Origin of the sequence: Kribbella sandramycini (assembly GCF_013131805.1) — a bacterium.
Classification (GTDB): Bacteria; Actinomycetota; Actinomycetes; order Propionibacteriales; family Kribbellaceae; genus Kribbella; species Kribbella sandramycini.
Genome location: NZ_JABJRC010000002.1, coordinates 58588 through 79076 on the forward strand (window position 1 = coordinate 58588; position 20489 = coordinate 79076).

At 69.3% G+C, this 20489-nt stretch carries 16 protein-coding genes; 8 read left to right on the forward strand and 8 right to left on the reverse strand.

The window, feature by feature from the left end:
• Positions 1-46: 46 nt before the first annotated feature.
• Entirely contained in the window at positions 47-637 is a 591-nt protein-coding gene (locus HPO96_RS08025; RefSeq protein ID WP_171672545.1) for a TetR/AcrR family transcriptional regulator, read from the forward strand.
• Here HPO96_RS08025 and HPO96_RS08030 read toward each other — a convergent pair.
• A complete protein-coding gene (locus tag HPO96_RS08030) occupies positions 624-1703 on the reverse strand; it encodes an aldo/keto reductase (RefSeq protein ID WP_171672547.1) in 1080 nt (359 codons plus the stop codon). The genes HPO96_RS08025 and HPO96_RS08030 overlap by 14 nt on opposite strands.
• Positions 1704-1759: 56 nt before the next feature.
• Between HPO96_RS08030 and HPO96_RS08035 the strand changes: the two genes are divergently transcribed.
• Entirely contained in the window at positions 1760-3712 is a 1953-nt protein-coding gene (locus tag HPO96_RS08035) for a GMC oxidoreductase (protein WP_202885755.1), read from the forward strand.
• Here HPO96_RS08035 and HPO96_RS08040 read toward each other — a convergent pair.
• Positions 3704-4213 (reverse strand): VOC family protein, encoded by a 510-nt coding sequence (locus HPO96_RS08040; protein WP_171672550.1) that lies wholly within the window; start codon positions 4211-4213, stop codon positions 3704-3706. The two genes, HPO96_RS08035 and HPO96_RS08040, sit on opposite strands and share 9 nt — an antisense overlap.
• A gap of 293 nt (positions 4214-4506) precedes the next feature.
• Positions 4507-5211: a LysR substrate-binding domain-containing protein gene (locus tag HPO96_RS08045; RefSeq protein WP_171672552.1), complete on the reverse strand. Its 705-nt coding sequence runs from the start codon at positions 5209-5211 to the stop codon at positions 4507-4509.
• 40 nt (positions 5212-5251) lie between these two features.
• On the opposite strand from HPO96_RS08045, the gene HPO96_RS08050 reads away from it, so the two are divergent.
• Positions 5252-5626 carry a DUF5997 family protein gene (locus tag HPO96_RS08050; RefSeq protein ID WP_171672553.1) on the forward strand — a complete coding sequence of 125 codons (375 nt, stop codon included), beginning with the start codon at positions 5252-5254 and terminating at the stop codon, positions 5624-5626.
• Here HPO96_RS08050 and HPO96_RS08055 read toward each other — a convergent pair.
• Positions 5623-6990: an FAD-binding oxidoreductase gene (locus tag HPO96_RS08055; protein WP_337796553.1), complete on the reverse strand. Its 1368-nt coding sequence runs from the start codon at positions 6988-6990 to the stop codon at positions 5623-5625. The genes HPO96_RS08050 and HPO96_RS08055 overlap by 4 nt on opposite strands.
• 157 nt (positions 6991-7147) lie before the next feature.
• Between HPO96_RS08055 and HPO96_RS08060 the strand changes: the two genes are divergently transcribed.
• The 4 genes from HPO96_RS08060 (at position 7148) to HPO96_RS08075 (ending at position 17941) form a co-directional block, all read left to right on the forward strand.
• Positions 7148-12664, forward strand: coding sequence for an ATP-binding protein (locus HPO96_RS08060; RefSeq protein WP_171672555.1), 5517 nt, complete (start codon positions 7148-7150; stop codon positions 12662-12664).
• A 175-nt stretch (positions 12665-12839) separates the two neighbouring features.
• Positions 12840-15104, forward strand: coding sequence for a transglycosylase domain-containing protein (locus HPO96_RS08065; RefSeq protein WP_171672557.1), 2265 nt, complete (start codon positions 12840-12842; stop codon positions 15102-15104).
• 236 nt (positions 15105-15340) lie between these two features.
• Entirely contained in the window at positions 15341-17428 is a 2088-nt protein-coding gene (locus HPO96_RS08070; protein WP_171672559.1) for a polymorphic toxin-type HINT domain-containing protein, read from the forward strand.
• Between the two features lie 12 nt (positions 17429-17440).
• The gene (locus HPO96_RS08075; protein ID WP_171672560.1) at positions 17441-17941 is read left to right on the forward strand and encodes a hypothetical protein; all 501 of its coding nucleotides are present in this window, start codon (positions 17441-17443) and stop codon (positions 17939-17941) included.
• 23 nt (positions 17942-17964) lie between these two features.
• Here HPO96_RS08075 and HPO96_RS08080 read toward each other — a convergent pair whose 3' ends face one another.
• Positions 17965-18321 carry a hypothetical protein gene (locus HPO96_RS08080; RefSeq protein ID WP_171672562.1) on the reverse strand — a complete coding sequence of 119 codons (357 nt, stop codon included), beginning with the start codon at positions 18319-18321 and terminating at the stop codon, positions 17965-17967.
• Positions 18322-18399: 78 nt separating this feature from the next.
• The gene (locus HPO96_RS08085; RefSeq protein ID WP_171672563.1) at positions 18400-19086 is read right to left on the reverse strand and encodes an SDR family oxidoreductase; all 687 of its coding nucleotides are present in this window, start codon (positions 19084-19086) and stop codon (positions 18400-18402) included.
• Positions 19087-19144: 58 nt separating this feature from the next.
• On the opposite strand from HPO96_RS08085, the gene HPO96_RS08090 reads away from it, so the two are divergent.
• Positions 19145-19504 carry a MerR family transcriptional regulator gene (locus HPO96_RS08090; protein ID WP_171672565.1) on the forward strand — a complete coding sequence of 120 codons (360 nt, stop codon included), beginning with the start codon at positions 19145-19147 and terminating at the stop codon, positions 19502-19504.
• Between the two features lie 6 nt (positions 19505-19510).
• Here HPO96_RS08090 and infA read toward each other — a convergent pair whose 3' ends face one another.
• The gene (infA, locus tag HPO96_RS08095) at positions 19511-19735 is read right to left on the reverse strand and encodes a translation initiation factor IF-1 (RefSeq protein WP_171672567.1); all 225 of its coding nucleotides are present in this window, start codon (positions 19733-19735) and stop codon (positions 19511-19513) included.
• 1 nt (position 19736) lies between these two features.
• Positions 19737-20489 carry a GNAT family N-acetyltransferase gene (locus HPO96_RS39540; RefSeq protein WP_171672569.1) on the reverse strand — a complete coding sequence of 251 codons (753 nt, stop codon included), beginning with the start codon at positions 20487-20489 and terminating at the stop codon, positions 19737-19739.

The window sequence follows — 20489 nt, forward strand, 5'->3', positions numbered from 1 at the left end:
ACAACCCGCGCCGTACGCCAACTGGACCAGCCGGTACAGTCGAGACATGCTGACAGCGAAAGGGCTCGCGACGCGAGGCCGGATCGTGGCCGCCGCGGCCGACGAGATCCGCGAGCGGGGGATCGGCGTGGTCACGCTGGATGACGTCGGGCGCCGCAGCAAGACCGGGAAGAGTCAGCTGTTCCACTACTTCCCCGACGGCAAGGAGCAGTTGCTGCTCGCGGTCGCCGAGCGGGAGGCCGAGCGCGTCATCGAGGATCAGGAGCCGCAGCTCACCGAGCTGAAGTCCTGGGCGGCCTGGGACGAGTGGCGCGATGTCCTGGTCGCGAAGTACCGCCGCCAGGGCGTGAACTGTCCGCTCGGCGTCCTCATCACCGAGATCGGGCGGCATACCCCGGCCGCGCAGGCGGTGACCGCGAAACTGCTGACGCAGTGGCAGCATCGGGTCCAAACCGGGATCGAGGACATGCAGGCGAGCGGCGACATCCGCGCGGACGTCGATCCGGCGCACGCAGCCGCGGCGCTGATGGCCGCGATCCAGGGCGGGGTCGCGATCCTGATGTCCTCCGGTTCGTCGGAGCATCTCGAACACGCCCTGGATCTCTGCCTGGACTACCTGCGCATCAGGCCCAGTTGAGCACCGGCGGCCGGTACCCGGCCGGCTTGTCGCCGACCTTCGCGCCGGCGTTGACCAGCCAGCTCTGGTAGTCCGGCGTGAACATCCGGTAGACCGACTCCGGCGGTACGGCGCTCGCCGTGTCGAGCCGCGCCCGGAGCTCAGCCGGCAGTTCGAAGTCGAGCGCCGCCATCGTCGTCGTGAGCTGCTCGGGTGAGCTCGCGCCGACGATTGCCGACGCGATCCCGGGCTGGGTGGCGACCCAGTTCACCGCGACCTGAGCCGCCGTCACGCCGAGCTCATCGGCGACCGACCGGACGACGTCCAGCAGTGCCCAGTGCCGATCGCTCCAGTCACGCGCCGGCGAACCTTCGCCGCTGAGCCGCCCGTCGCCGGTGACACCGCTGGCGTCGTCCCTCTGGTACTTGCCGGTCAGGAAGCCGCTCGCGAGCGGGCTCCAGGCAGTGATGCCGAGGCCGAGCTCCTGAGCCATCGGGACGTGCTCGGTCTCGATCGTCCGCTCGGCGAGGGAGTAGGGCAGCTGCAGGCTGATCAGTGGAACCGATCCGAGGGTCTGGGCGCGGGCGGCGTACCAGGCCGGGACGTCGGACAGCCCGGCGTACCGGATCTTGCCGGCTTGGGTGAGGTCGTCGAAGGTGCGCAGGACCTCCTCGATCGGGGTGATCCGGTCCCAGGTGTGCAGCAGGAACAGGTCGAGGTAGTCGGTGCCGAGGCGGCGCAGCGAGTCCTCGGCCGCGCGGATCATGTGTTTGCGGCCGTTGCCGCCCGCGTTCGGGTCGCCGGGGCCGACGCTGTTGGTGAACTTGCTGGTCAGCACGAGCCGGTCGCGGCGGCCGCTCGCGAGTTTGCCGAGGATCTGTTCGCTCTCGCCCGCGGTGTAGAAGTCGGCGGTGTCGACGAAGTTGCCGCCGGCGTCGACGTACGCGCCGAAAATTGCCGCGGCCTGCTCGGGGGTGCGGCCGTAGGGTGCGTGGAATCCGCCGGTGCCGAAGTTCATCGTGCCGAGCGCGAGGCGGCTGACCCGGAGTCCGGAGCGGCCGAGGAGGTAATAGTTGTCGAGTGCCATGACGTCAGCGTTGCTCGGGAAAAATGGACCGGCAAGTACAAAGCTCGGGAGGCAGCGTGGTGCTGAGTACGGCGCAGCGGGCGGCGCTCGCGCGGCTGACGGAGCTGGCGGTGCCGGGGGCGGATGTCGTCGCGTTCGTGGAGCGGGTGCTGACCGGGGATCGGCCGGATTGGCTTCCCCGGATCGAGCGTGCGCTGGCCGTCGACGGCGACCTGGACGCACTGCTCGCCGACGCCGATGCGGCCTGGTTGATCCGGCTCGTCGCGCAGGGCCATTACGCCGACCCGGCCGTTTGGGCCTCGGTCGGTTGGCGGGCCGACGCCGGTGGATCGTGGTCCGAAGTCGAGACCCCGCTGGCCGTCACGCCGTGGGCGGCGCTGGAAGATCGGTACGACGCCGTGGTGATCGGCTCGGGTGCCGGTGGGGGAGCGGCGGCTCAGGTGCTGGCCGAATCCGGACGGTCGGTGCTCGTGGTCGAGCTGGGGTCGTATCCGGCGACTTCCGACCTCGCGCGGGATCACCTGCGGAATCCACGGTCAATCGCTGGGCTGCCGGCGTACACGGATCCGGACCCGGTGGGGCGGCCGCGAGTCGCGGTGGTCGACGGGGTGACGTCGTACCCGCTGCCGCCGGATGGGGAGTGGGGGAACAACGCGTTCACCGTCGGCGGCGGGACGCGGGTCTACGGCGCGCAGGCCTGGCGGTTCGTTCCGCACGACTTCCGGATGGCGACGACGTACGGCATACCGGAGGGGAGCGGGCTGGCGGACTGGCCGATCTCGTACGCCGAGCTGGCGCCGTACTACGCGCTGGCCGAGCAGCGGTTCGGGGTGAGTGGCGGCGGGGTCGATCCGTGGCATGAGCCGCGGGAGTTGCCGATGCCGCCGCTGCCGCGGACCGGGCCGGCCGATCGGTTGGCGGCTGCGGCGGATCGGCTCGGGTGGGGCACGCTCGACGTCCCGCTGCTGATCAACTCGGTCGACTACCAAGGCCGGGCCGGGTGTGTGCGGTGCGGTCAGTGCGTCGGGTTCGCTTGTCCGGTCGAGGCGAAGTCCGGGACGCACAACACTGCGCTGCCGGCGGCGCTGGCGACCGGGCGCTGCACGTTGGTGACCGGTACGACGGCCGAGCGGCTGGTCGTCTCGGGGTCGGGGCGGGTCGCCGGGGTTGCGCTGGTCGATACGCAGCTTCGGCGTCGGGTGATCGAGTGTGCGGAGGTAGTCGTCGCGGCGGGCGCGTCCGAGACGCCGCGGTTACTGCTGAACAGCGCGCATGCAGGGGAGCCCGACGGGTTGGGGAACAACCAGGATCAGGTCGGGCGGTACCTACAGGCGCATGTGTACGCCGGGGCGGTGGGCCTGTTCGATGACGAGGTGGCTGATCTGATCGGTCCCGGGGTGTCGATCGCGACCTGCGACTTCCGGCACGGGAACGCCGGGATCGTCGGCGGCGGGATGCTGGCCAACGAGTTCGTGCCGACGCCCGCCGCGACGTACGACTATCTGACCGGCGCCAGGCTGATCCCTCGCGCCGGGGCGGCCGGGCTGGCCGCCATGCGGCGCGAGAGTCGCCGGATGCTGCGCGTCGTCGGGCCGATCCAGGAGGTCACGTCGGCGGAGTCACGCGTGCGGGTGGACCCGCGGGTGGTGGATCGGTACGGGAATCCGGTGGTCTCGATCAGCGGATCGATCCATCCGGAGGACGTGCGGGCGCATGCCTTCTTATCGGCGAAGGCGCAGGAGTGGCTGGCCGAAGCAGGCGCGGTGCGGACGGCGCTCGGCTCGGTCGGTACGACGGCGCGCGCGAGCACCGGTCAGCATCAAGCGGGCACCTGCCGGATGGGTGACGACGCCGCTCGTTCGGTCGTCGACCCCTACGGGCGGGTCTGGGGTCACGACAACGTCTGGATCGCCGACGCCTCCGTACATGTCACCAACGGCGGAGTGAACCCGGTGCTGACCGTTCTGGCCGGTTCACTCCGCATCGCCGAGCACCTGGTTTCAGCGTGAGATGCCGACGCCGCTCTTGGCTTCGCGGCCGTACTTCGCCAGCTCGGCGTCCAGGTCGAGGCGGCTGACACCGGCCTGCTCCTTGTCGGCGTCGGTCAGCTGGTCGGCGGGGATGATCCAGACGATCTCGAACTCGAGGCCGTCGGGATCCTTGCCGTACAAGGATTTGGTGGTGCCGTGGTCGGAGGAGCCGACCAGGGCGCCGGCCGCCTGCAGGCCGGTGGCGAGATCGGCCAGATCGCCGAGGGTGTCGACCTCCCAGGCGAGGTGGTAGAGGCCGACCGTCGACTTCCCGGCGCCAGACGGGCCGGCCTGGTCGCCGATCTGGAACAACCCGAGGTCGTGGTCGTTGGTCGAGCCCGGCGCGCGCAGGAAGGCCGCGCCCTGGAACGCGTCCCCGGTCTCGGTGTAGCCGAAGCCGAGCACATCGCGGTAGAAGGCCACGCTGGCGGCCACGTCGCGCACGTACAAGACCGCATGGTTCAACCGGAAGATCGCCATTCCACACCCCTCGTCAGTAGATGTTCACCATAATAGTTGAACACTAAACTGAATACCAGGCCGGCTCCGGCTGGGGCTCGTTTCCTGGGTCCGCTAAGCCGGCTCCGGCTGGGGCTCGTTTGCTGGGTCCGCTAAGCCGGCTCCGGGTGGGGCTCGTTTGCTGGGTCCGCTAGGCCGCCGGTGGGTGGGCCAGTCGCCTGCCATTGGCCCACCCACCGTTTGCTGGGCTGACCCAGCAAACGGCGAGGGGCGAGGGGGTGAGGCGTGGGCCCAGGGGCGGGGGGTGAGGGGGGTCAGCGGCGGCCGCGGCGGGGGCGGGGGTTGGGCGGTCGGCGGCGCTGGCTCGGTTGTTGGGTGGTGCGTTTCTTCGGGGCGGGTTTTTTCGGCTCGGGCTTGGGGGTGGCTCCGCGGGTGCTGTTGGCGGTGCGGCCGCGGACGATGCCGATGAACTCCTCCATCAGCGGCGTCGGGTCGCCCTCCGGCCAGGCCAGCGTGACCTGGGACGCCGGGGCGTCGAGCAACGGCCGGTAGGTCAGATCCTTGCGGTGGTGCAGTCTGGCCAGCGACTGCGGCACGATCAGCAGACCGGTGCCCATGGCAACCAAGGCGATCGCGTCGGCGGTCGTGGCCGGGCGCTCGGCGACGACTCGGCCCGGCAGCGCCGACTCCCAGGGGAGGACGTCGTCCGCCGCGTGCAGCACCAGCTCGTCGGCGAGATCGTCGAGCGTGGCCTCCTCGACGGCGGTGATCACGTGGTCCTTCGGCACCACGACGACGGTCTGCTCGACGTACAGCGGGATCGCGTGCAGACCGGTGCGATCGATGGGCAGCCGGACCAGGGCGGCGTCCGCGGTATTCGAGTGCAGCAAGCCGATGCCGTCCGCCGCGGGGACCTGGATCAGCTCCAGCGGCGTGCGCGGCAGCCGCTCCGCCCAGACGCGGGCCCACTTGGCGGGAGTGACGCCGGGGACGTAGCCGAGCCGGAAGGAGGAGGTCACGCGGTCAGGCTACCGCTCGGATCCGGATAGGCTGGCCCCCATGAGCAAGACCTCGCAGACGATGAAGCCCGCGACAGCGGCGAAGAAACTGGACATCTACCTGCTGGCCACCCCGGCCGAGTTCCAGGACGGCGTCGTCTCGCGCGACGAGTTGACCACCCTGCAGAACAACCCGCCCGAGTGGCTGCAGGAGCTGCGGAAGAACGGCCCGCACCCGCGCTCGGTCGTCGCGGCCCGGCTCGGGGTGTCGATCAGCGGCCTGGCCCGCGCCGGCATCACCGAGGCGCTGACCACGGCCGATATCGAGGCCATCCGCGCGGACGGCCCCGACTGGCTGGAGCGCGAGCGCGCCACCCAGGCCGAGGTCCGTCGCGAGGCCGCGCGGCTCAAGGAGAACCCGAAGCAGACCCGCTAAGCAGGCCCGTACGGGAACACCCGCCGCGGGTCGTACGCCGAGCGCACCTCGGCCAGCTTGGCCCGGGTCTCGGCCGGCCAGCAGGCCTCCCACGAGCCCGGGACGGCGAATCCGTCGGCCAGGTTGACCGTGTTCTCGGCCGACGTCCACGGCTGGACCGCGCCGAGCACCTGGCCGGCCACCGCTGGGAGGACGGTCTCGAACAGGCCCGGATCCGGCACGCCGACCATGAACAGCGAGTAGGCGCCGCCGCGCCCGCCGACCGCGCTGCCCTCCGGTACGTCGCGGTTGGTCGCACCGCCCAGATGCCGGATCTCGACCGCGATCAGCGGCACCTGCTGCGCCGGGCCGACCGCGCCCAGGAACGCATCCGCGAAACCGCTGTCGAGCTGGTCGAGCAGGACGCCGCGATCCCAGGACAGGCCGGGCTCGGTCGGGTCGTTGTGGATGGTCGCGATGTCCTTGGCGGCCATTTCGCCGACCATGTCGATCAGCGCCGTCCCGGCGGCCCGGATCGGCGCGAAGAGCTCGGCCCCGGCGGGGGAGTCGCCGACGTAGCCGAAGCGCACGCTGAGCACGGTCTTACCGCGCAGCGGCGGCGGGATGAACTCCAGCGGCGGCAGCCGCAGGATGACGGCCGACGTGGTCGCTGCCTCCGGCAACGAATTCGTCCACTCCAGCCAGGTGCGCAGCACCGGCTCGATCTCGGGGGCGTCGAAGAAGACCGAGCCGCCGTAGAAGGTGGTCAGCTCGACCAGCTCGACGTCCACCGCGGTGACGATGCCGAACCCGCCCTTGCCGCCGCGCAGCGCCCAGAACAGGTCGGAATGCTCGGTGGCGCCGGCGGTCACCACCTCACCCGCCCCGGTGACGACCTCGAAGCCGCGCACCCAGTCCGAGGAGAAGCCGTAGGTGCGGGCGAGCGGGCCGAGCCCGCCGCCGAGCAGGTAGCCGATACAGCCGACCGTGCCGGAGGCGCCGGTGATCGGGGCGAGCCCGTGCTCGGCCGCGGCCGCGACGACCTCGGACCAGCGGCAGCCCGCCTCGATGTGCGCGATCCTGGTCGCCGGGTCGATGGTCAGGCCCTTGAGCCGCGACGTGGTGACGACGATGCCCTCGGTGACCGGCGCGGGCAGCCCGTGACCGGTCGCCAGCACGCGGATCGGCGTACCGGCCTGGTTGGCGATCGCGACCACCGCGGCGGCGTCCGCGGCCGAGGTCAGACCGACCACCACGTCGGGCCGATGCTCGATGTTGGTCTTGAAACCGGCCAGCTCGGCAGCGAATCCGTCGTCGGCCGGCTCGAGGATCGGCCCGGTTACGCTGCGCTGCAATTCCCCGGTCAGAGCGCTGTTCTGCGGCACTTCTTCCCCTCTCGTTGACGAGACGCGACGCACCGAAAGGCGACCCCGACTCGACGGTAATAGCTTCGTCCTGAAAGTCTGTGCGAGCGGCCCGGCCAAAACTTGTGTCTCACAAGGGCCGGGCCGCTACACGCATGGTGCGACAGGGAGGCGGTCGATGTTCAAGCGTATCGCAGTGGTGAACCGAGGCGAGGCCGCGATGCGGCTGATCAACGCGGTCCGGGAGGTCAACGCCGAGGGCGGCGAGCCGATCGAGACCGTCGCCTTGTTCACGGACGGCGAGCGTACGGCCACCTTCGTGCGCGAGGCGGACCGGACGTACCCGCTCGGCCCCGCCTCGGCGCGCCCGTACCTGGATCTGGCCGTCCTGGAGCGCGCGCTGCGCGAGAGCGGGGCGGACGCCGCCTGGGTCGGCTGGGGTTTCGTCGCCGAGGACCCGGCGTTCGCGGAGCTCTGCGAGCGGATCGGCGTCACGTTCATCGGCCCGTCGCCCGAGGCGATGCGCAAACTCGGCGACAAGATCGGCTCGAAGCTGATCGCCGAGGAGGTCGGCGTCCCGGTCGCTCCGTGGAGCCGTGGGCCGGTCGAGTCGCTGGCGGCGGCGCTGACCGCGGCCGAGACGATCGGCTACCCATTGATGCTCAAGGCAACGGCCGGTGGCGGTGGCCGCGGTATCCGCATGGTCGGTTCCCGCGACGAGCTGACCGACGCCTACGCGCGGACCAGCGAGGAGGCGGCGCGCGCGTTCGGTAGCGGCATCGTCTTCCTGGAGCGGCTCGTCACCGGCGCCCGGCATGTCGAGGTGCAGGTGATCGCCGACGGCCAGGGCACGGCCTGGGCGCTCGGCGTCCGCGACTGCTCGGTGCAGCGCCGCAACCAGAAGGTCATCGAGGAGTCCGCCTCGCCGCTGCTGGCGGCGGGCCAGGTCGAGGATCTGAAGGCCTCGGCCGAGCGGCTGGCGCTGGCGGTCGGTTACCGCGGCGCGGCGACGGTCGAGTTCCTGTACCACCCCGGCGAGAAGAGTTTCGCGTTCCTCGAGGTGAACACCCGCCTCCAGGTCGAGCACCCGATCACCGAGCTGACCACCGGGTTCGACCTGGTCAAGGCCCAGTTGCACGTCGCGAGCGGCGGCCGGCTCGAAGGGCCGAAACCGGTCGAGCTCGGGCACGCGGTCGAGGCCCGGCTGAACGCCGAGGACCCGGACCGCGACTTCGCTCCGTCACCGGGCCGGATCGCCGTCCTGGATCTGCCGGCCGGTCCGGGTATCCGGGTCGACACCGGCGTCAGCGCCGGGGACAGCATCCCGGCCGACTTCGACTCGATGATCGCCAAGATCATCGGCTACGGGCGGACCCGTGAGGAGGCGCTGGCGCGGCTGCGGCGCGCGGTCGGCGCGACCACCGTCCTGATCGAGGGCGGCGCCACCAACAAGAGCTTCATCCTCGAGCTGCTCGACCAGCCCGAGGTGATCGACGGCAGCGCCGACACCGGCTGGATCGACCGCGTCCGCGGCGAGGGCCGCCTGATCTCGCACCGGCACTCCGGCATCGCCCTGGTCGCCGCGGCGATCGAGGGGTACCAGGACGCCGAGAAGGTCGAGCGGGCCCGACTGCTGGAGACCGCGCACGGCGGCCGCCCGCAGGTTCAGCACGAGGTCGGCCGGGCGATCGACCTCAAGCTGCGCGGCGCGAGCTACCGGGTCACGGTCGCCCGGATCGGCTCCGGCCGGTTCCGCGTCGGCGTCGGCTCGGGCAGCGAGGCCTTCAAGGTCGTGGACGCCGACCTCGTCCGGCTCGACGGCCACACCAGCCGTTTGAGCGTGAACGGCCAGCGGTTCCGGCTCGTCACCGCCACTCACGGCCCGGTGCACCTGATCGAGGTCAACGGGGTCACCCACCGGGTCAGCCGCGACGAAGGCGGCGTACTGCGGTCACCCGCGCCGGCGCTCGTCGTCGCGACACCCGTGCAGACCGGGGCGGTCGTCGAGGCCGGTGCGCCGGTGCTCGTGCTGGAGAGCATGAAGATGGAGACGGTGCTGTACGCGCCGTTCAAGGCCACCGTGAAGGAGCTGCAGGTCACCACCGGCAGCCAGGTGGAGACGGGCGCGCCGCTGGTCCGGCTGGAGCCGGTCGCGGACGAGTCCGATGGCGAGGCGGCGGCGCCGGTGTCGAACGGCGTCCGGCTGGATCTGCCGAACAGCACCGGTGAGAAGACGGCCGAGGAGCGCGTCGAGCGTGGTCTGGACGACCTGCGCAGCATGCTGCTCGGCTACGACATCGACCCGCGCGACGAGGGCGGCATGCTCTACGCCTACCTGCTGGCGCGGCTGGAGCTGCCGCAGTCCGCGGTGGTCGGCGAGATCGACCTGCTGGCCGTCTTCGCGGACTTCGCCGAGCTGAGCCGGAACCGGCCGGCCGGTGAGGAGATCAGTACCGAGAACCGGGTGCACAGCCCGCGCGAGCACTTCCACACCTACCTGCAGAGCCTGGATCCGGAGCGCGGCGGCCTGCCGGCCGAGTTCCAGACGCGGCTGGCCCGCGTGCTCGGGCACTACGGCGTGAAGGACCTGGAGCGCAGCGACGAGGTCGAGGAGGCCGTGTTCCGGATCTTCCTCGCCCAGCAGCGATCCGCGCCGGATGTCCTGCTCGTCACCTCGCTCCTGGAGCGCTGGATCGACGAGCCGCGCCCGGCCGCCCCGCTGGACGAGTCCGCGCACGAGCTGCTCGACCGGCTCGTCGTCGCGACCCAGCTGCGCTTCCCGGTGATCGGCGATCTGGCCCGTAGCGTCCGGTTCCGCTGGTTCGACCAGCCGCTGGTCGACGCCGAGCGCGCGTCGGTGATCGGCGGCGTCGGGTCCGAGGTCGCCGACCTGGCCGCGCACCCGGAGGCGGCCGACCGCCAGCAGCGGATCGACGCGCTGGCCGCGATCCCGGAGCCGATCGTCCGGTTCCTGGCCGAGCGGCTCGAGGGCGGCTGGGGCGAGCGCGAGCCGATGCTCGAGGTGCTGGTCCGGCGGCACTACCGCGAGTACGAGCTGCACGACGTCCGCGAGTTCGCGGTGGACGGGCGGCCGTTCGCGACGGCGGATTACACGATCGACGACCGTCCGAGCCATCTGGTCACCACGGTCGGGACGACGGCCGAGCTGGCCGACCCGGCCAGCGCGCTGTCCCGGGCGCTGGAGGCGCAGATCGAGGCGCGCCCGGCCGGTCACGAGGCCGTCGTCGAGTTGTATCTGTACGGCGCGGATCTGCCCGCCGTCCAGCAGGACGCCTCTGATCTGTACCGGCAGATGGTCTCCGAGCTGCCGATCGCGCAGCGCGCCCGGCGGATCTCCGTCGCGGTCGCGCCGGGCTCCGGCCGTCCGGTCTCGTACTTCACCTACCGCCCGGCCGACGGCTCGCTGGTCGAGGACGACAACGTCCGCGGCGTCCACCCGATGGTCGGCCGCCGGCTGAACCTGTGGCGGCTGCGCGACTTCCGGATCACCCGGCTGGAGGGTCCGGACGACGTCCTGCTCTACTACTGCGTCGCCCGGGAGAACCCGGCCGACCAGCGGCTCGTCGCGCTGGCGCAGGTTCGGCAGTTCGCCGTCGTCCGCGACGAGGACGGGCAGGTCACCTCGCTACCGCACGCCGAGCGCGCGATCGCGAACTGCCTGGAGGCGATCCGCCGGGCGCGCACCGCGCGCGGCGCCGCCGGGGCCAAGCTGGACATGAACCACGTCTGGATCCACATCTGGCCGGTCGTCGACGCGCAGGTCGACGAGGTCACGACGCTGAAGAGCAAGATCGCCCCGATGACGGCCGGCGCCGGGATCGAGGAGGTCCTGATCCAGGGCCAGGTCGAGGCGCCCGACGGCGTCGCGTACCCGGTCGCGGCCCGGTTCTACTACCAGCCGGGCGCCGGCGTGGTCACGTCGATCGAGGAGCCGCCGACCACCCGGCTGGCGCCGCTCGACGACTACGCGCAGAAGGTGCAGCGCTCGCGCCGCCGTAACACCATCTACCCGTACGAGGTCAGCCACATGGTGGCCGGGCCGGGCGGCTCGTTCGTCGAGCACGACCTGGACGACTCCGGCGCCCTGGTCCCGGTGGATCGGCCGAAGGGGCTGAACAAGGCCGGCGTCATCCTCGGCGTCGTCACCACGCCGACGGCCCGGTACCCGGAGGGGCTGACCCGCGTCGTCCTCAGCGGTGACCCGACCAAGGCGCTCGGCGCGGTCGCCGAGCCCGAGTGCGCGCGGATCATCGCGGCCATCGACCTGGCCGAGCGGATGCAGGTCCCGGTCGAGTGGTTCTCGCTGTCGGCCGGCGCGCGGATCTCGATGGACTCCGGGACCGAGAACATGGACTGGGTGGCCAAGGCGCTGAAGCGGATCGTCGAGTTCACCCAGGACGGCGGCGAGATCAACATCGTCGTCGCCGGGATCAACGTCGGCGCCCAGCCGTACTGGAACGCCGAGGCGACGATGCTGATGCACACCAAGGGCATCCTGGTGATGACGCCGGACAGCGCGATGGTGCTCACCGGCAAGCAGACGCTGGACTTCTCCGGCAGCGTCTCGGCCGAGGACAACTTCGGCATCGGCGGCTACGACCGCGTGATGGGCCCGAACGGCCAGGCGCAGTACTGGGCGCCGGATCTCAAGGGCGCGCGTGACGTGCTGATGGCGCATTACGACCACACGTACGTCGTCCCGGGGGAGTCCGGGCCGCGGCGGGCCGACACGACCGACCCGATCGAGCGCGACGTGACGCCGTACCCGCACGTGATCGAGGGCAGCGACTTCAAGACGGTGGGGGAGATCTTCGCCGCCGACACCAACCCGGACCGGAAGAAGGCGTTCGACATCCGCACGCTGATGCGCGCGGTCAGCGACCAGGACCACCCGGTCCTGGAGCGCTGGGCCGGGATGGCCGACGCCGACACGTCCGTCGTCCAGGACGCGCGGCTCGGCGGCTACCCGGTCTGCCTGGTCGGGATCGAGTCCAAGTCGGTGCCGCGGCGCGGGTTCCCGCCGGCCGACGGGCCGGACACCTACACGGCCGGGACGCTGTTCCCGCGGTCGTCGAAGAAGACCGCCCGGGCGATCAACTCGGCCAGCGGCAACCGGCCGGTCGTCGTCCTGGCGAACCTGTCCGGGTTCGACGGCTCACCGGACTCGATGCGTAACCTGCAGCTCGAGTACGGCGCCGAGATCGGCCGCGCGATCGTCAACTTCGACGGCCCGATCGTGTTCTGCGTCGTCTCCCGGTACCACGGCGGCGCGTTCGTGGTGTTCTCCAAGCAGCTCAACCCGCGGATGACCGTACTCGCGGTCGAGGGCTCGTTCGCCTCGGTACTGGGCGGCGCGCCGGCCGCGGCCGTGGTCTTCTCGGCCGAGGTGGACGCGCGGACGGCCGCGGACCCGCGGGTCGCGACGCTGGCCGAGCAGGTCGGCAACGCGCCGGCGGCCGAGCGGGCCGAGCTCGCGGCCGAGCTGGCCGAGGTGCGGGCCACGGTCCGCGCGGAGAAGCTGACCGAGGTCGCGATCGGCTTCGACAAGGTGCACAGCATCCAGCGCGCCCGCGACGTCGGCTCCGTCGACGCCGTGATCAGCGCCGCCGAACTGCGCCCACGGTTGATCGAGGCAATTACAGCCGGTCTGTCGGGTGGTACGGAAAGCGACTGAGCTGCTGCCGAGTGCTCCCGCACCTACTGCGCTGCACTCGGTGCGGCACCTCGCCGCACGGGTGCGAAGGGCACGATGTTCCGCATCGAACCCTCCGCCCCCGCACGCCGATGCACCGCACCGAGCACATGCTCGCTACGGTGCGGAAGCACTCGGCAGCAGCTAGTGTGGCGCCATGGGCGCAAGCGACAAGGCACGCTCGCTGATCACGTTCGTCGGTGTCAGCGTGCTGTCCGGCGCCCTGGCCGCGGGCCTGGCGATTCCCCTGGCGGGTTTCGCCGGGCTGGGGACCGAGCAGCTGGCCAAGACGATCGACAGCCTGCCGCGGGAGCTGGTGATCGAGCCGGTCGCCGTCCGCAGCCGGATGCTGGCCGGCGACGGCTCGGTGATCGCCACGCTGTTCGAGCAGAACCGGGTGCCGGTCAGCCTGAAGCGGGTCGCGCCGATCATGAAGACCGCGATCATCGCGATCGAGGACTCCCGGTTCTACGAACACGGCGCGCTGGACCCGAAGGGCACGGTGCGGGCGATGGTCCGCAACCAGAGCGAGGGCTCGGTGCAGCAGGGCGGGTCGAGTATCACCCAGCAGTACGTGAAACTCAGCCTGATCGAGAAGGCGCGCACCGAGGCCGAGCGGCAGAAGGCCACCGAGGTGTCCTACGAGCGCAAGCTGACCGAGCTGCGCTACGCGATCGCGCTGGAGAGCGAGCTCGACAAGAACACGATCCTCGAGCGCTACCTGAACCTGGTGAACTTCGGCGACGGCGCGTACGGCGTCCAGGTCGCCGCCCAGCACTACTTCGGGACGACCGCGGAGAAGCTGAACCTGCCGCAGGCCGCGCTGCTGGCCGGCCTGGTGAAGAACCCGACCGGCTACGACCCGACCAACAACCTGCAGCGCGCCAAGGCCCGCCGCGACCTGGTGCTGCGCCGGATGCTCGAGCTCAAGGTGATCTCGGTGCACCAAGCGAACCTCGCGCTGAAGACCCCGGTGATCGACCTGAAGAAGGTCGACCCGGTGCCGAACGGCTGCGCCAGCTCGCGCTACCCCTTCTACTGCGATTACGTCGTCTCCCAGCTGCTCGCGAACCCGGCCCTCGGCCGGACCGTCAAGGAGCGCGACCATCGCCTGAAGACCGGCGGCCTGACGATCCGGACCGGCCTCGACCCGCGGATGCAGGCGGCTGCCCAGGCGTCGATCGACCAGCACGCCCGGCGCACCGACACCGCGACGGCCGCGGTCACGATCGTCCAGCCGGGGACGGGCATTGTGAAGGCGATGGTGCAGAGCCGCCCGTACGGGAACGGCCGGCACCACACGAACTACAACTACAACGTCGAGAAGTCGTACGCCGGCGGGTACGGCGGGTTCCAGAACGGGTCGACGATGAAGGCCTTCACGGTCGCGGCCGCGATCGAGAAGGGCATCCCGCTCGACTACCGGATCAACTCACCCGAGCAGATCAACCTGAGCAACAAGAAGTTCCGCACCTGTTCGGGATTCACCCGGGATCCGAAGTACACCCCGCGGAACTCGACCCGCAGCGGCAACCTGACCATGGTCGAGGCGACCCGCTACTCGACCAACACCTACTTCCTGCAGCTGTCCCAGCGGGTCGGGCTCTGCTCGATCTCCGGCGTCGCCCAGCGGCTCGGCATGTACAACGCCCAGACGCTGGAGCCGCTCGACGAGGTCATCTCGATGACCCTCGGCGTCGGCTACGTGACCCCACTGCAGATGGCCAACGCCTACGCGACCTTCGCCGCCCGCGGCGTCTACTGCCGGCCGCTGATCGTGCTCTCGGTCCGCGACAAGGCCAACAAGCCGATCGCCACCCCGCGCTCGCAGTGCAAGCGGGCCCTGGCCCCCGGCGTCGCGGACGGCGTCAACCGCGTCCTCAGCGCCGTCATGGACCCAGGCGGCACCGGCGGCCGCCTCCGCTTCGGTAACTGGGACCTGGCCGGCAAAACCGGCACCATCCAGGACAACAAGGCCGTCTGGTTCGCCGGCTACGCCCCCAACCTGGCCGCCGCCGCCGTCGTCGCCGACGCCAACCTCCCCTACACCAACCTCATGTACGGCCACACCCTCGACGGCCGCGACATCTCCGACCCCACCGGCTCCGGCACCGCCGGCCCGATCTGGAAAACCGCCATCCAAGGCGCCCTCCGCGGCCTCCCCCTCCGCCGCTTCACCGCCCCCTCCACCAAAATCCTCAACGGCAACCGCAAACCCCTCCCCGACGTCACCGGCCTCGACCGCACCGCCGCCACCACCCTCCTCCGCAAAGCCGGCTTCGAAGTAACCATCGCCAACCAGCTGGTCTCTTCCCCCGTCCCCACCGGCAAGGTCGCCCACACCGACCCCCGCCCCACCGCCGGCGCCACCCCCGGCACCCTAATAACCATCCACCTCTCCAAAGGCCCCGGAGCCCCGTAGTTGCGGCTGGCGTTTCGGGTCTTGGTCGGGCAGCCGTCGTGTGCTCGGGTCGCTATACACCGCCGCTGGGAGATGTACCAGGTACTTGCGCAATGTCACTTCGTGCAATTTCGTTGACTCGGAGGGTGTTCGCAAGTCACCGTTGGTGCGCTTCTCAACCGCCTTGAGGAGCGCACCTCGGGGGTGCTCGCAGTTCGGCTGTGGTGACTTCAGGGGTGAGGTATGTCTTTCAACGGGTGGTTCTCGCTCCGAGCTCGCTAGGTCTCGGCGGAGTAGCGCCGTACTGGCAGTCCTGGACCTACACTCCCACCGGCCTACGGAAGACTCAGGTCGATCGCTCCACAGCCGGCGACGTCACCAGCACCTTTGCCTACAACACGAACCAGCCGCACACGCTCGCCAGCGTCACCCAGAGCGGCGCCGGTGCTGGCCCGGTGAAGAACTACAGCTACGATGCCCGCGGCAACACAACAGTCCGGCCGGGACAGTCCCTGAGCTGGAACGAGCAAGGAAAGCTCGCCAAGCTGTCCGGCGCTGACGGTGACACCGAGTACGTCTACGACGTCGACGGCAGCCTGCTGGTTCGTCGCAACCCCACCGAGGTAACCCTCTTCCTGGGCGATCTGGAGCTGACCCTCGACAAGACGACCCGCAAAGTGCTCAGCAAGCGCCAGTACTCGTTCAACGGCCAGACGATCGGCGTCCGATCCGCGAACGGTACGCCGACTTCGGACATGTCCTGGCTGGTCACCGACTATCACGGCACCTCCCAGGTCGCCGTCGACTCGGTCACTCTCGCTCCGACCAAGCGCTACGCCAAACCCTTCGGCGACCCCCGCGGAGCCGCAGCGACAGCCTGGCCGGACAACCACGGCTTCCTCAACAAACCCGAGGACGAAACCACAGGCCTGACCACAATCGGCGCCCGCGAGTACGACCCCACCATCGGCCGCTTCCTCAGCGTCGACCCCCTCCTCGACCCGAGCGACCCGCAACAAATGCTCGGCTACACCTACGCCAACGACAACCCCGTCTCCATCTCCGACCCGACCGGCCTGATGCCGAACTGGGACGAGGGCGGCACCGCCGACCCCAACTACGACCCCAACAAGTGGCAAGAGCACGAGGACGCCGCCAACGAACTCCGCAACGGCAGCGGCGGCGGTAACGGCGGCGGAGCCAACGACGACGGCGGCAGCAACCACTCCAAGAAGAAGAAAAAGCGCTGGTACAACCGCGTAGCCGACAACGTAACCGACGCCGTCGACCACGCCCACGAATGGGCCAAGGACCACGCCTCCGAAATCGGCACCGGCATAGCCATCGGAGTCGGCATCGCGGGTGCCGCAGCATTCTGCATAGGAACCGCAGGCGTGGGTTGTCTCATCATCGCGGGAGCTGTCGCAGGCGCGGCCGGCGCGGGCCTCGGCTACGGAGCTGAAGTCGCTCTGGATGACAGCAAGTCATTCAGCACTACCAGCCTCGCCAAGCAAGTCGCCATCGGAGGCGCTACCGGTGCCGTAGGAGGTGCAGCCACAAAAGTCGGCGCCAAGGTCCTGGGAAAGCTCGCCGCCAAGACATGCTCATTTTCCGGCACAACCAACGTACTCATGGCGGATGGCAGTCACAAACCGATCCAAGATGTCCGTGTAGGCGATCAAGTCATTGCCGCAGACCCCGAGACGGGCGAGCGTGCCGCAAAGGCTGTTGAGCATGTGTTCGTGCACGACGACATTCTCATGGATCTTGAAGTTGGCGGCGGAAGCGTCACCACCACCGAAGACCATCCGTTCTGGTCGGCAACTGGCAAGCGTTTTGAGCGCGCCGACGAGCTGGTGCATGGTGAGGAAATTCTCAGCGCTGATGGAACCAAGGTCCGGGTTGCTGGTCTCAAGCCGCATACCAGTCATCGCGCGAAAGCTTACAATTTGAGCGTCGCGAGTATTCATACTTACCATGTTTTAGCTGGCGACGCGGCAGTGCTCGTTCACAACAGTTGCATCAACTGGGCAGCTAAGAGCGTGAAAACCTGGGGGCGTACATTCAAGACTCACGGCGCTGGCGCCAAGAATTTGAAAGCTCTGGTTGGTCGTGCGCGTGGAACTCAGAGCCAACAGGGTCAGTGGCTAGACAACGACGCTGCAGCTGCCTTTCTGAAGAGTGTCCACGTTGAGGGTGCTGGGGCCAGGTCGGTGCGTATTCCAGACGGCTTGGGGCGGGTGATCATGCCAGACGGGAGTATCGTTCCGGCGCGGGCAGCTACACTCATCCCGAGTTCGAATGGATTGTATAAAACTGGATACCCGATCATTGGTCCGAACTAGGAGATTCGAAGCGTGACCTTTTCTGTGTCGTTTCGTATGGCGGTTGTTACTGACGCTGGGATCGCTGATTCGGTGAGCTTCGAGCGAAGTGATGAGTATGAAACCCTAATTATTGAGGCATGTGGCGCTCTAGCTGAGGTTGACGGCAGCAGGTTTCATGTCAGCGGCTTTGGGAGTGGAGAGTGGTCGCTCGATGTCGCCTACGATCTGTCGGCGTTCATGGAGCAACTTCCATCGCTTCTGGCCGGCGTTCGAGGTAGGCGTGAAGTCGAAGTGGACCTTTATTCACAAGGGGTGGAAAGGAGCCTGACCTTCTCGCCGAAGGCGGATTCGATATTTATTCGATGCGAGTCTCGGACTGACTGGGTTCCAAATCCGAAATTCGAGACTATCGGCCGCGACGACCTCCTTGCCATGCTTTCGGCGCTGGCCTCAGATTTTCTCGAAGGCATTAAGTTGATCAGTCCTGAATTGGCGGAGAGTGAGCAATTTCGCGTGCTGGCTGAAAAATGAACGCGTCGGCGCTGATCATTTCTTTAACGCTTGGGGTTTTTGAGGGGGCGGACGTCGTTGCCGAGGACCAGGGAGACGAGGCCGGTGGGGTCGCGGAATTTGGCGTACCAGGCGCCGGTGCCGGTGTCGCGGACCCAGGCTTCGATGTGGCCTTCGCCCCAGGTGGCGCGGCGGACGGGTTGGGGGGTGGGGAGGAGGCGGACGGCGCCCGCGGGGCGGGGGCCGTGGGCGTCGTACTGGAGCTCCAGCTCGACGGCGGCCTCCGCTGCCGCGAATTTGTCGGGGAGACCGCTCGCGCGCCAACCGTTGACTGCGCCGTCCCAGACTCCGAAGCCTTCGGAGCCGTCGTCTGCGGGGCGCACCGTGAACCGACCAAGCATATTTTCAGATTAGCCGATGTTCGAACAGATGTTCTAGTCTTGATTCGCGGCCGGGGCTCCGGTAGGTGGGGCGGGTGGTTACCGGGTGTAGAAGGCCTCGGGGTCGCCGGCCAGGGCGGCCTTGACGACGCGGGGCATCTCGTCGGCGAGAACTTCCCACTTGCCGGCCTCGAGGCCGTCCAGGGCGGCTTTGACGACGACGGCGGGGGCGGTCTTGGGGACGTCGTGGGCGGCGGTCATGTCGGTGTCGGCCGGGCCGAGATGCAGGCCGGTGACCTGGGTCTGCTGGGCGGCGAGCTCCAGGCGGACGCCGTTCGTCAGGCTCCACTCGGCGGCTTTCGAGGCGGCGTAGCCGCCGGAGCCCGGGAAGGAGGCCCAGGAGAGTGCGGAGAGGACGTTGAGAATCGCGCCGCCGGCCAGCTGCGGCGCGAAGGCGCGGATCACGGTGAGGGTGCCCCAGAAGTTGGTCTCCATCTCGGCGCGGGCCAGGTCGAGGTCGCCGGTGAGCAGGTCCGCGGTGTTGGCGATCCCGGCGTTGTTGATCAGAAGGGTGGCATCGGCGGCGGTCCGGACGGCGGCGGCCACCGAGCCGGGGTCGGTGATGTCCAGCTGAAGCGGCTCCACGCCGGGGAGGTCGACGAGTTCGGGGCGCCGGGCGGCGGCGTACACCTTGGCGGCGCCGCGCTCCAGGAGCTGGTCGGCGAAGTGGCGGCCGAGGCCGCGGTTGGCGCCGGTGACGAGGGCGATCGATCCTTGAATCTGCATACGATGACGCTAAAACTTGACGTTGACGTCAAAGGCAAGTCTTGTGATGGAGGTCACCGTGCGGATCGGAGAGCTGGCCACGCGCGCCGGCGTCAGCACACGCGCCCTGCGCTACTACGAGGAGCGGGGCCTGCTGGAGTCGGAGCGCAGTTCCGCCGGCCAGCGCCAGTACGCCGAGGAGGCTGTCGAGCGGGTTCAGCTCATCCAGCAGCTGTTCGCGGCCAACCTGTCCAGCCGGACGATCGCCGGCCTGATGCCCTGTGTGGACGGCGATCTCAGCCCGGCCGAGGCGCAGGCGCGGCTGACCCGCGAGCGGGATCAGATCGACGCCCAGATCGCCGAGCTGACCGCCGCCCGCGGCCGGCTGACCGCAGTGATCGCGCTCTGCGCGAAGGAGTACGGCCGGCCGGTCACCTGAGCCGGGTCAGTTGCGGTAGCGGAAGATGATGCGGCCGCGGGTGAGGTCGTAGGGGCTGAGCTCCACCAGGACGCGATCCTCGGGGATGATCTTGATGTAGTTACGGCGGATCTTGCCGCTGATGTGCGCGAGCACCTGATGGCCGTTGGTCAGTTCGACCCGGAAGGTCGCGTTCCGGAGCGACTCGACGACGACGCCGTCCAGCTCGATGGCTCCTGCTTTTCTGGGCATATCAGGCCTCCCCGTGAACGAGTTCGAGATTCCCGCCGGTACGCCGGGCGCCGAGTCCCTCGAAAAGCGCGCAGGCGGCCGGGTTGTTTTCGTTGACTTCAGCAACGACTGTCTCGATGCCGGAGTGGTGCAGCTCGGTGAGAGCGTGGCCGAGCAGAGCGCGAGCGATCCCGGTCCGTCGTTCGCCGGAGCGGACGGCGATCAGCCCGATCCGCGGTTGTCGCGTGTGCGTCGCGAGCCGGATCAGCCCGACGTGTCGGCCGTCGCGCTGCGCGATCGTGTAGGCCGCCGGATCGATCGGGACGCTTCCGCCCTGCCAGGGCAGGACTTCGGCGGGCATCGTCTCCCAGCCGACGGTACTGCTGATCTCGGCCCGGATGGCCTGGTCCAGCTCACGTAACGGCGCTTCGGCCGCCGCGGTGATGACGACGCCGGGTGGCGGCGACGCCGGGCGTACTTGTGTCGGTACGACGTACTCGCGTTCGCGACGCCAGGTCGTGAAACCGGCGCGCTCCCAGTTGGCGGTCAGCTCACGCTCGGTCTCATCGACGACCGTGTACAGCGGCGCCGGCTGATCGGCGAGCATTGCGGTGGCGAGTTGCTCGAAGACGGCGTCGCGCCAGGTGTCGATGCTGAGAAAGGTGCGGCCGTCGAGTCGGCGCAAGGCGTGGCCGCGGCCGACGACCAGGTCGTTCTCCACCGCGTGCCACTGGTTGTCGGCGACGCGGGAGATCGTGCAGAGCGAAGGGTGCAC

Bases quoted from the DNA above. Each gene is read 5' to 3' on its own strand.
- HPO96_RS08065 (WP_171672557.1), top strand. From the start codon at position 12,840: ATGGGCGCAAGCGACAAGGCACGCTCGCTGATCACGTTCGTCGGTGTC.
- HPO96_RS08060 (WP_171672555.1), top strand. From the start codon at position 7,148: ATGTTCAAGCGTATCGCAGTGGTGAACCGAGGCGAGGCCGCGATGCGG.
- HPO96_RS08050 (WP_171672553.1), top strand. From the start codon at position 5,252: ATGAGCAAGACCTCGCAGACGATGAAGCCCGCGACAGCGGCGAAGAAA.
- HPO96_RS08040 (WP_171672550.1), bottom strand. From the start codon at position 4,213: ATGGCGATCTTCCGGTTGAACCATGCGGTCTTGTACGTGCGCGACGTG.
- infA (WP_171672567.1), bottom strand. From the start codon at position 19,735: ATGCCCAGAAAAGCAGGAGCCATCGAGCTGGACGGCGTCGTCGTCGAG.
- HPO96_RS08080 (WP_171672562.1), bottom strand. From the start codon at position 18,321: ATGCTTGGTCGGTTCACGGTGCGCCCCGCAGACGACGGCTCCGAAGGC.
- HPO96_RS08025 (WP_171672545.1), top strand. From the start codon at position 47: ATGCTGACAGCGAAAGGGCTCGCGACGCGAGGCCGGATCGTGGCCGCC.
- HPO96_RS08030 (WP_171672547.1), bottom strand. From the start codon at position 1,703: ATGGCACTCGACAACTATTACCTCCTCGGCCGCTCCGGACTCCGGGTC.
- HPO96_RS08085 (WP_171672563.1), bottom strand. From the start codon at position 19,086: ATGCAGATTCAAGGATCGATCGCCCTCGTCACCGGCGCCAACCGCGGC.